Genomic DNA, 12434 nt, shown 5'->3' on the forward strand with positions numbered 1-12434 from the left:
TCAGTATCCAGCAACCACCCGGATCTCGTCCCCGGCCTGGTCAACCGGGTCATCGAGGGTCACGAACCAGTGGGTCACCTCGCCTTCGTCGAGGTCGGTTGCCAGGTCGCCGGTGGGGAGTACCGAGAGGGCGCCCGCGGTGGCGGAGACCAGGAATTCGTCCACGGCCGGGCGGCCGGTGGCCGCGATGGTGAAGGTGGTGGATTCGTAGTCGATCTCGTGGTCGGTGCGGAGCGCGGTGGCCCGGTCCAGCGCTTCGGCCTGGGTGAGGGTGGCCCAGGAACCGTCGGGTGCGCTGTAGACGAAAGCCGGGTCGGCTTCGGTCAGGGGGCGGACGCGGTCGGCGTAGGAGACCGGGTGCGAGGGGCGGGCCGCCAGGTCGGCCTTGACGGCCGCGTCGGCGGGGACCAGCCAGCGCACGGCGCCTTCGACGGGTTCTTCGGCGATGCCGAAACCTGCTCCGGCGGCGAGGATTTCGCCGAGGGACAGGCCCTGGGCGAAGAGCGCCGCGGCGCCGGCCTTCTGGATCGCCCAGACCGCCACCACCGAGTCCACCGAGTGTGGGAGGGCGATGGCGACGATGTCGCCGGGGCCCGCGCCGCGGTCGATGAGCAGGCGCGCCAGCTGCGAGCTGCGGCGGTCGAGGACGTGGTAGGCCACTTCCTCACCGTCGGCCAGCAGCGCCGGAGCCTGCGGGTCCTCTTCGACGACCTCGGCGAGCACGTTCGCGACGGTCCGGTTGCCGACCCGCGCCGCTTCGGAATCGGTTGCGACGACGGTGCTTTCGGCGAGGATCCGAGCGCGCTCGTTCTCGTCGAGGATGTCGATGTCGCCGACCAGGCCCTTGGGATCGCCGAGCAGGGTATCGAGCACCCGGTTCAGGCGCGCGGCGAGGATCTCGACCTCTTCGGCGGTGAACCGGCTGTCCAGGTACCGCATGGCGATCTCGATGGTCGCCCCCGCCATGACGGTGAGGCTCATCGGGTAGTGGGTGTTGTCGTTGATGCCCACGCCGTTGACCGACATGCCGTCGATGGAGCTGGCCGCCGCGATGGCGTCCTTGTCCACCGGGTACGACTCGAACACGACCAGGGTGTCGAATTCCGCGCCCGGTCCGGCCAGGCGCTGGATCTCGCTGAACCCGATGTGATGGTGCTCGAGCAGATCGGCCTGATCGTGCTGGACGCGTTCGAGCAGCCCGCCGATGGTGAGGCGGTCGTCGACCCGGATGCGCACCGGCACCGTGTTGATGAACAGGCCCACCATGGATTCCACGCCCGCCAGGTCTCCCGGGCGGCCCGACACGGTCGCGCCGAACACCACATCGCTGCGCCCGGTGAGGCGGCCGATGAGCACCGCCCACGCGGTCTGCACCAGCGTGTTCAGCGTGACGCCCAGTTCCTGCGCCCGCTTGGTGAGCTGGCGCGTGCGCTCGGCGTCGATATCCAGTGTGTAGCGGCCGATTTCGTACTGCTCGTCCTTGCGCGGGGCGGGCGCGAGCGTGGTCGGCTCGCTGACCCCGGCCAGGGCGCGCTTCCACGCGTCCAGCGATTCCTGCCGGTTCCGCCCGGCCAGCCAGGCCAGGTAGTTCCGGTAGGACGCCACCCGCGGCAGCGCGGACACGTCGCCGCGCACCGCGTACAGCACCAGCAGGTCGCGCATGAGCAGCGGCATGGACCAGCCGTCCACCAGGATGTGGTGGGTGGTGATCACCAGGTGCCACTGGTCTTCGGCGACCCGGAACACGATGAACCGCATGAGCGGCGCGACGGTCAGGTCGAAGTGGTCGGCCCGGTCCGCGTCGATGAGCTCACGCATGCGCGGATTGCGTTCCGGCTCCGGCAGATCCGTCAGATCCACCACCCGGAACGGCGCTTCCACATTGTCCAGCACCACCTGGTGCGCCTGCCCGTCCGCGTCGGTGACGAAGGCGGTCCGCAGGCTCGGGTACCGGTCCAGGATGGCCTGCGCGGCATTGCGCAGCCGCTCGGTGTCCACCGTGCCGGCCAGATCCAGCAGCGCCTGAATGGTGTAGACGTCCACCGTGTTCTGGGTGAGCATGGCGTGGAACAGCAGACCGCCCTGTAGCGGCGAGAGCGGCCACACGTCGGCCAGGTTCGGGTAGGCCCGCTCCCAGACCTCGATGTCCTGCTGCGTCACCTGAACCAGGTTCATGTCCGACGGCGTGAAGCCGCCGGCCTCGGGCCGTCGCGCGTGCGTGGCCAGCGCGGTCAGCGCCGCCACGAACAGGTCCGCGAACTCCTGCACCCGTTCCCGCTCCAGCAAGCCGGTCGGGTAGGCGAAGGACGCGCCCAGCTGCGGGCCGTCCTCGCCGTCGGTGACGATGGCATTGATGTCGAGGGTGGCGTTGGCGGGCATGTCGGTGTCCATCTCGCCGTCGAGCCGGCCCAGATCGTCCACCGGCACCCAGCCCACATCGGCCATGCCCTCGGGCACCGAGCCCGCGGACGCGCGACCGAGGTAGTTGAAGCTGATCTGGCCGACGTCACGCAGCTGCGCACCGGTCTCCGGGTTCAGGTGGCGCAGCATGCCCCAGCCCAGACCCTTGTCGGGCAGCGCGAGGAGCTGTTCCTTCACCGATTTCACGATGTCGCCCAGGGCTTTTCCACCCGCGAAGGCGTCGCCGAGGTCCGCGCCGTCGAGGTCCAGGCGCACCGGGAACGCGGCGGTGAACCAGCCGACGGTGCGCGAGAGATCCGCACCCGGCACGATTTCCTCTTCGCGGCCGTGACCCTCGAGCTTGATCAGCGCCGAACCGCCCGCGGTCTCGCCGCGCCAGCGCGCGACGGCCATGGCCAGCGCCGACATCAAACCGTCGTTGACGCCGCCCCGGTACAGGCCCGGCAGCGAGGTCAGGACGGCATCGGTGATCTCGGCCGGAACCGAGACCTCGACGCGCTCCACGGTGGCGAAGGTGTCGACCTTCGGGTCGAACGCCCGCGAGCCCAGCAGCGGATCCGGCGTCTCGGTAACCCGCTGCCAGAACGGCAGTTCCGCCACGCGCTCGGCCGAGGTCGACTGCTCGACCAAGGCGTGCGCCCAGCGCCGCATGGAGGTGCCGGTCTCGGGCAGCTCGAGCGGCTGGTCGAAGGCCAGCTGCGACCAGGCCAGACCCAGGTCCGGGATCAGGATGCGCCAGGAGACGCCGTCCACCACCATGTGGTGCGCGACGATCAGCAGCACATCGCGGCGGGCGATGACGCCTTCCGCGGTCGCGCCGAAGGCGAACCAGATGAACTGCACCATGGCCGCGTTCGCCGGATCGAGACGGCCGAGCGCCGCATCGAATTCGACGCTGGCGGCCTTGGTCAGCCCCTCGTCGGAGATGTCGCCGGGCAGTTCGACCCGATGCACGAGGGCGTCGACGTCGACCGCGCCCTTGGGCAGCGCCTCGAATTCGAAACCGTCCGTGGCGTTCCCGCGCAGGCGCGAGCGCAGTACGTCGTGATGGTCGTACAGCGCTTCGATGGCCCCGACCAGGGTGGCCCGATCAATACCGTCCGGCAGCCGCAGCGGCATGGACTGCGAGAACCGTTCGTAGGACGAACCACTCGACAGGATCGCGTGCATGATCGGCGTCAGCGGAATGTCGCCGACCCCGCCGCCGGGCAGTTCGGCCAGGCGCTGCTGGGTGGAATCGCCTGCGAGCGTGGCCACTTCGGCCAGTCCGGCCACGGTGCGCTGTTCGAACACATCGCGCGGTGAGAACACCACGCCCCGCGCCTTGGCCCGCGAGACCAGCTGAATCGACAGAATCGAGTCGCCGCCGAGCGCGAAGAACGAGTCGTCCGCGCCGACCTGCTCGAGCCCGAGGACATCGGCGAACACCTCGGCGAGCAGCGCTTCCATCTCGGTGACGGGGGCGCGGAAATCGCGTGCGGTGAACACCGGTTCGGGCAGCGCCCGCCGGTCCAGCTTGCCGACCGGGGTCAGCGGGATGGCGTCCAGGACCGTGATGGCCGTCGGCACCATGTATTCGGGCAGGCGACCGGCGATGTGCTCGGTCAGCGCCGGAATGTCGATGGAGCGTCCCGCCACCGGCAGTACGTAGGCCGCCAGGATGGTGGCCCCGGCGTCGGTCTTGTGGCCGACGGTGACCGCGAAGTCCACGCTCTCGTGCGAGGCCAGGGCCGCGTCGATCTCACCGAGCTCGATACGGAAGCCGCGCACCTTGACCTGGAAGTCGTTGCGGCCCACGTACTCCACTTCGCCGGTGGGGGTCCAGCGGACCACGTCACCGGTGCGGTACATGCGCTCGCCGTCCACGAACGGGTTGGCCACGAACCGCTCGGCCGACAGGCCCGGGCGATCGTGGTAGCCCCGGGAGAGCTGGATACCGGACAGGTAGAGCTCACCCGCGACGCCGACCGGCACGGGGCGCAGGCGGCTGTCGAGGATCAGCGACCGCATACCGCGGATCGGGCCACCGATGGTGACCAGATCGCCCGGGGTCAGCGCATCGCTGATGTTCGTCATGATCGTGGTCTCGGTCGGGCCGTAACCGTTGTGGAACGCGCGAATCATGCGGTCCGCCAACGGAATCGCCCACTTCTCGACCAGATCGGCCGGTACGGCTTCACCACCGGCGACCAGCACCCGCAGGCTGTCGAGGCCCTTGGGATCGAGGGTGGCCAGCGCCGCCGGGGTGATGAAGGCGTGCGTGGCCCGCTCGCGCTTGATCAGCTCGGCCAGTTCCTCGCCGCCGTAGATACCCGGCGGGACGATGACCAGGGTGCCGCCCGCGCCGATGGCGAGCAGGTACTCCAGCACCGACGCGTCGAACGACGGCGACGCGAAGTGCAGTGCGCGCGAACCGGAATCGAGGTCGTAGCGCACGATCTGCTCGGTGCTGAAGTTGGCCAGACCCGAGTGGGTGACCACGACGCCCTTGGGCATGCCCGTGGTGCCCGAGGTGTAGATGACGTAGGCCACGTGCTCCGGCCGCACCACGCCCCAGCGTTCCGCGTCTGTGACGAGTTCGGCCGAGTGCGAGGCGATCTCGGCCTGCACGATGGGATCGTCCAGGGAGATCCAGCCCGCCAGGCTCTTGACCGGCGGCAGCCCGTCCAGTTCGGCGTCGACGGTGAGGCCGAGCACCGCGCCGGAGTCGTTGACCATGTGCGCGATGCGGTCCGCCGGGTAGGACGGATCGACCGGCACGAACGCCGCGCCCGACTTGGCGACGGCCCAGATGGCCAGCACCGATTCGAACGAACGCCGGATGGCCACGGCGACCCGGGTTTCCGGTCCGGCGCCGCGCTCGATGAGCACCCGCGCCAGACGCGAGGAGGCGGCATCGAGTTCGGCGTAACCGAGGGCCTGGCCGTCGAAGACGACCGCCTCGCCGACCGGGTTGTTGGCGACGGCCTCGGCCAGCAGGTCCGGCAGCACGCGCGGGGTGATGGCCGGACCGCCGGTGCGGGCGATCAGGTCGGTGCGCTCGGCGCTCTCCAGGATCTCGAGATCGCCGACGGCCTTGCGCGGCGCGGCGATGATCTCGCCGAGCAGGCGCAGGAATCGCTGCGCGAACCCTTCCACCGTGGACTGGTCGAACAGGTCACGGGCGTAACCGAATTCGGCGTACATGCCCGCGTCGGTGTCGTCGGCGCGCGCTTCGGTCAGGGTGAGCATGAGGTCGAACTTGGCGACCTCGTTCTCGAAATCGACCGCCGCGACCCGCAGCCCGGGCAGCTCGAAGGAGCTGTCGGGCAGGTTCTCGAACGACAGCGCCACCTGGAACAGCGGGTGCCGCGCGGTGGACCGCTCGGGGTTGAGCAGTTCGACCAGGCGCTCGAACGGAATGTCCGCGTGCGCGAACGCCTTCAGGTCGCTGTCCTTGGCCCGGGCCAGCAGTTCGGTGAAACCGTCCTGGCCGTTCACCTCGGTGCGCAGCACCAGGGTGTTGACGAACATGCCGATCAGGTTGTCCAGCTCGGCTTCGCCGCGGCCCGCGATGGGCGCGCCGATGGCGATATCGCTGGTGCCGGACAGGCGGGCCAGGAACACCGCGAGGGCGGTGTGCACGACCATGAACATGGTCGCGTTATTGGCCCGCGCGATGCGCTGCAGACCGCGATGCAGTTCCCTGTCGATCGGGAACAGCACCCGGCCGCCGCGGAAGGACTGCGCCAGCGGGCGCGGCCGATCCGAGGGCAGGTTCAGCTCGTCGGGCAGGTCGGCCAGTGCGCCGCGCCAGAATTCGGCCTGGGCCGAGATCAGGCTGGTCGCGTCGTCCTCGTCGCCGAGCACCTCGCGCTGCCAGATGCTGAAGTCCGCGTACTGCACCGGCAGCGGCGTCCAGCCCGGTTCGGTGCCGGCGGCACGCGAGGCGTACGCCACCATCACGTCGCGGGTGAGCGGGCCCATGGACCAGCCGTCCGCGGTGATGTGGTGGGTGACGAACACCAGCACGTGCTCGACGGCGTCCGGCTGCTCGGGGTCCTCGACCCGGAAGAGCTTGGCGTGCAACGGCACTTCGGTGGTGACGTCGAATCCGGTGGTGACCAGTCCGGCGACCCGGTCGAGCACCTGCGCCGGGGCGACGGTGATCGGGGTCAGATCCGGAATCGCCTGCGCCACCGGCACGATCACCTGCGCGGCGGTGCCGTCGACCTGCGGGTAGACGGTCCGCAGCGTCTCGTGGCGGCCGATCACGTCGCCCACGGCCCGCTGCAGCGCGTCCACGTCGAGCGCACCGGTGAGGCGCACGGCGACGGGCACGTTGTAGGCGGCCGAGGCGGTGTCGAACTGGTTCAGGAACCACATGCGCGACTGGGCGAGCGAGAGCGGCACCCGTTCCGGACGCGGTCCGGCGGTGAGCGCCTTGCGATCTCCCGCCCCGGCGTGCTGTTCCACCCTGGCGGCCAGACCGGCCACGGTGGACGCCTCGAACAGCGCGCGCACCGGCACCCGGGCATCCAGGGCCGCGCCGATGCGGGCGGCGACCTGGGTGGCCAGCAGCGAATTGCCGCCGAGCGCGAAGAAGTCGTCGTCCGCGCCGATCCGCTCGACGCCGAGCACCTCGGCGAACACTCCCGCCACGATCTCCTCGATCGGGGTGGCGGGCGCGCGGAAGGCGGCGGCCTCGAACTCCGGCTCCGGCAGCGCCTTGCGATCCAGCTTGCCGTTGACGTTCAGCGGCAGCGCGTCGAGCACCACGAAGGCGGACGGCACCATGTAGGACGGCAGCGCGGCGTTCAGCGCCGACTTCACCTGTGCCACATCGATATCCGTACCGACCAGGTAGGCGACCAGGCGGTCGCCGGTGCGCTGATCGGACTTGGCCAGCACCGCGGTCTGCGCGATCTCCGGCAGCGCCAGCAGCGCGGCCTCGATCTCGCCGAGCTCGATGCGGAAGCCGCGGATCTTCACCTGGAAGTCGATGCGGCCCCGGTACTCCAGTTCGCCGTTGCCGTTCCAGGCGACGAGGTCGCCGGTGCGGTACATGCGCTCGGCCGTCCCGAACGGGTTGGCCACGAAACGATCCGCCGTGAGGTCGGAGCGCCCGAAGTACCCGCGGGCCAGCTGCTCGCCGGCCAGGTACAGCTCGCCCGGTACGCCCGGGGCGACCGGCCGCAGCCGCTCGTCGAGCACGTACACCCGGCTGTTCCACTGCGGCAGGCCGATGGCGACCGAACCCTGATCGGCGTCGGTGACCAGGTGCGTGGTGATGGACACCGCGGCCTCGGTCGGGCCGTACAGGTTGAACAGGTGCGCACCCGGGTTGGCGGCCCGGAAGCGCTGCGCCACCGCGGCGGGCAGCGCCTCACCGATGGCCAGCACCCGGCGCAGCGTGTGCGAGCGCACGCCGCCGTTGTCCGGCGCGGCGACCAGCAGCGCGTCCAGCATGGACGGCACCAGGTGCAGGGTGGTGACCCGTTCGCGCTCGATGAGCTCGTTCAGGTACACCGGGTCGCGATGGCCGTCGGCCGCCGCGATGACCAGGCGGCCACCGGAAACGGCCGCCGACCAGAACTCCCACACCGAGAGGTCGAAGGTGGCCGCGGTCTTCAGCAGCACCGCGTCGTCGACGCTGAGCCCGAATTCGGCGGTCTTCCAGCGCAACTGGTTGACGATGGCCGCGTGCGGCACCGCCACGCCCTTCGGGCGACCGGTCGAGCCGGAGGTGAAGATGACGTAGGCGGTGTTCGACGGACGCAGCGGCGCAAGGCGTTCCGCGTCCCGCACCGAATCGGTCGAGACCTCGCTCAGATCCAGCTCGTCGATCCGCACCACCGGCGCGACCGGCGTCGCGAACTGTGCGTCGGCATTGGTGAGCACACACACCGGGGCGGCGGTTTCGAGGATGTAGCCGGTGCGATCGGCCGGCTGATCCGGATCGATCGGCACGTACGCGCCGCCCGCGACGGACACCGCGTACATGGCCACGACCAGATCCACCGAGCGGCGGAAGGCCAGCGCCACCCGCTGATCCGGGCCGACGCCCAGCGAGATCAGGTGCCGCGCCAGGCGATTCACCCGATCGCCGAGTTCGCCGTAGGACAGCACCGCGCCGTCGGGTCCGATGAGCGCGACCGCGGTCGGGATATCGGTGACCATCGAATCGAGCAGTGACGGCAGCGTGGCCGCCCGGCCCAGCTGATGCGCGGTGTTGTTGCGCGCCAGCACCAGTTCGGCGCGCTCGGCCGGCGCCAGGATCTCGTAGTCGCCGACGGCCGTGGCCGGCGCGGCCACGATCTCGCCGAGCAGGCGCACGAAGCGATCCACGAAGCCCTGCACCGTCGGCCCGTCGAACAGGTCGGTGGCGTAGGTGAAGATGCCGGTGATGCCCACCGGCGCACCGGTTTCGTCGTACCGGTCGGTGGCGATCAGGTGCAGGTCGAACTGCGAGATACCGGAATCGACATCGAGTCCGGCCACGGTCAGGCCGGGCAGTTCCAGGCTGGACTGGGCCAGGTTCTGGAAGGACAGGCCGACCTGGAACAGCGGATGCCGCGCGGTGGAGCGCACCGGGTTGAGCACCTCGACCAGGCGCTCGAACGGCACGTCGGCATTGGCGAAGGCCTGGATGTCGGTTTCGCGCTGGCGGGCAAGGAGTTCGGTGAACGACGCGCCCGACCGCACCCGGGTCCGGAAGACCAGGGTGTTGACGAACATGCCGATCATGTCGTCCAGCACGGCTTCGCCACGACCGGCCATGGGCGTGCCGATGGCGATGTCGTCGGTGCCGGACAGGCGGGCCAGCAGCACCGCGAGGGCGGTGTGCACGACCATGAACAGCGTCGCGCCCTCGGCACGCGCCAGATCGACCAGCGCCCGGTGGATCTCGCCGTCGATGCGCACCTCGACCTTGCCGCCGGCGAAGGACTGCACGGCGGGACGCGGGCGATCCGAAGGCAGATCCAGCTGATCCGGCAGGTCGGCCAGGGCCTGCTGCCAGTAGGCGACCTGCTTGGCGGCCAGCGATTCCGGATCGGCCTCGTCGCCCAGCAGTTCGCGCTGCCAGATGGAGTAGTCGGCGTACTGCACGGGCAGCGCCGCCCAGCCCGGCTTCTGCTTGATGGAGCGGGCCGCGTAGGCGGTCATCACATCGCGGGTCAGCGGGGCCACGGAGGATCCGTCACCGGAGATGTGGTGGATCACCAGCGCCAGTACGTATTCCGCGGGCGGAGCGGTGTCGCCCGTGATGGCCGGGAACTGACCGGTGGGGGCGATATCGGCATTGTCGAAGGTGTAGGCCGCGGCCAGGGCGGCGGCCTTGGACTGCGGGGTGACCGCCGGGGCGGGCGGTTCGATGCGGAACAGCGCCACCTTCAACGGCACCTCGGCGGTGACGTCGAACGGCGTGGAGACCAGTTCCACCACGGCCGCGGTGACATCGTCCGCGGCCACGGTGCGCACCTCGAGCTGCGGCACGGCCTGGGCCGGCGGCAGCACGACCTGCACCGCGCCGTCCTCGGTCTGCGGGTAGATGGTGCGCAGGATCTCGTGGCGGGCAACGACATCGGCGATGGCGGCGCGCAGCGCCTCCACATCCAGCAGACCGGTCAGGCGCACCGCGACGGGCACGTTGTAGGCCGCGGACTGCTGGTCGAAGCGGTTGAGGAACCACATGCGCTGCTGCGCGAGCGAGAGCGGGATGTTCTCCGGGCGCGGTCCGGCGACGAGCGCCTTGCGGCCGCCCGCCCCGGCGTCCTGTTCCACCCGGGCGGCCAGCGCCGCCACGGTGGACGCCTCGAACATCAGGCGCACCGGCACCCGGGTGTTGAGCGCCTCGCCGAGACGCGCGGCCACCTGGGTGGCGAGCAGCGAGTTGCCGCCCCACTGGAAGAAGTCGTCGTCCAGGCCGATGCGACCGGACTCGACGCGCAGCACGTCGGCGAAGACCCCGGCCACGATCTGCTCGATCGGGGTGACCGGCGCGCGGAACACCGCCTTCTCGAAGGTGGGCTCCGGCAGCGCCTTCCGGTCGAGCTTGCCGTTGGCGTTCAACGGCAGCGCGTCCAGGGGCATGAAGACCGACGGCACCATGTACGACGGCAGTTCGGCGGCGAGCGCGGTCTGCAACTGCTGCTTGTCCGGTTCGCCGTCCTGGCCGACCACGTAGGCGACCAGGCGATCGCCCAGCACCGGATCGGTGTGCGCGACCACGGCGGCCGAGGCGACGGCGTCCAGTCGCAGCAGCGCCGATTCGATATCGCCGAGCTCGATGCGGAAGCCGCGGATCTTCACCTGGAAGTCGGTGCGGCCCCGGTATTCCAGTTCCCCGCCTGCCTGCCAGGCCACCAGGTCGCCGGTGCGGTACATGCGGGAACCGTTGTCCGCGAACGGGTTCGCGACGAACCGATCCGAGGTCAGGTCCGCGCGGCCGTAGTAGCCGCGGGCCAGCTGCGCACCGGCCAGGTACAGCTCGCCGGACACGCCCACCGGCACCGGCCGCAGACGCGAATCCAGCACGTACACCTGGGAATTCCATTCGGGCGAGCCGATGGACACCGTCTGCTCGTCGCGTTCGGTGACCCGGTGGTTGGTGATGGACACCGCGGCCTCGGTCGGGCCGTACAGGTTGAACAGCTCGGTGCGCGGATGCTCGCGCACCATGCGCTGGGCCAGCGGTGCGGGCAGCGCCTCACCGATGGCCAGGACCCGCCACAGCGAATCCGGCAGGCCGTCGGTGAGCAGGGCGTCGAGCATGGACGGGACCACGTGCAGGGTGGTCACCCATTCCCGCGCCATCAGCTCGTTGAGGTACGCCGGATCCTTGTGCCCGTCGGGCGCGGCGATGATCAGGCGGCCACCGCAGGCCGCGGCGGACCAGAACTCCCACACCGAGAGGTCGAAGGTCGCGGCGGTCTTCAGCAGCACCGCGTCGGCCGGGTCGAGACCGAATTCGGTGACCTTCCAGAGCAACTGGTTGACCACGGCGGCGTGCGGCAGCGCCACACCCTTCGGGCGACCGGTCGAACCGGAGGTGAAGATGACGTACGCGGTGTTCGCGGGGGTCAGCTTCCGGATGCGGTCGGCATCGGTGACCGGCTGATCCGAGTGTCCGGACAGGTCGAGTTCGTCGATGCGCAGCACCGTGGCCAGCTCGGTTTCGAAACCGGCCGCGGCCGTGGTGAGTACGGCGGCGGGAGCTGCCGTCTCGAGGATGTAGCCGACGCGCTCGGCGGGCTGATCCGGGTCGATCGGCACGTACGCCGCACCGGCCTTGGCGACCGCGTACATGGCCACCACCAGATCGACCGAACGGCGAATGGCCAGGGCGACACGGTCTTCGGTGCCGATGCCGCGCGCGATGAGCTCGCGGGCCAGCTGGTTCACGCGGGCGTCGAGCTCGCGGTAGGTCAGCTGTTCGCTGTCGTCGCCGTGGTCGGCGACGATCGCGGTCGACTTGGGATCGGCGGCGACGGCGGCGTCGAGCAGCGAAACCAGCGTGGCGGCAGCGGCATTCGGGAACACCGCGTCCAGTTCGTGCGCGGTGTTGTTCCAGCGCCGCAGGATTCGTTCGTGCTCGGTCTCGTCGAGCAGGTCGATCTCACCGACGGTGATGGAGCCGTCGGCGATGATCGCGTCCAGCACCCGCACGAACCGGTCCGCGAACGACCGCACGGTCGATTCGTCGAACAGGTCGGTGGCGTAACCGAATTCGGTGAGGATCTCGGCCGGCGCGCCGTCCTCGGCGTACCGGTCGTAGAGCGTCACGTGCAGGTCGGTCTTGGCCAGCTGCGATTCGAACTGCACCGCGCTGACGTGCAGCCCCGGCAGTTCGAACGCGGTCTCGGCCAGGTTCTGGAAGGACAGGCCGACCTGGAACAGCGGATTGCGCGCGGTGGAACGGACCGGGTTGAGCACATCCACCAGGCGCTCGAACGGCACGTCGGCATTGGCGAAGGCTTCCAGGTCGCGTTCGCGGACCTCGGCGAGCAGTTCGGCGAAGGTCGCGCCCGCGT

The 12434-nt window shown here is 70.1% G+C and carries 1 protein-coding gene (cut by a window edge); it reads right to left on the minus strand.

All coding sequences use genetic code 11. The features are described from left to right. Positions 1-12434, minus strand: the 3' end of a protein-coding gene (locus tag LTV02_RS23695) for a non-ribosomal peptide synthase/polyketide synthase (RefSeq protein ID WP_233033930.1). 32257 nt of this gene lie beyond the right edge of the window; only the last 12434 of its 44691 coding nucleotides appear in the window; its start codon lies off the right edge, out of view — the gene reads right to left on this strand; the stop codon is at positions 1-3.

Origin of the sequence: Nocardia yamanashiensis (genome assembly GCF_021183565.1) — a bacterium.
GTDB classification, from domain to species: Bacteria; Actinomycetota; Actinomycetes; order Mycobacteriales; family Mycobacteriaceae; genus Nocardia; species Nocardia yamanashiensis.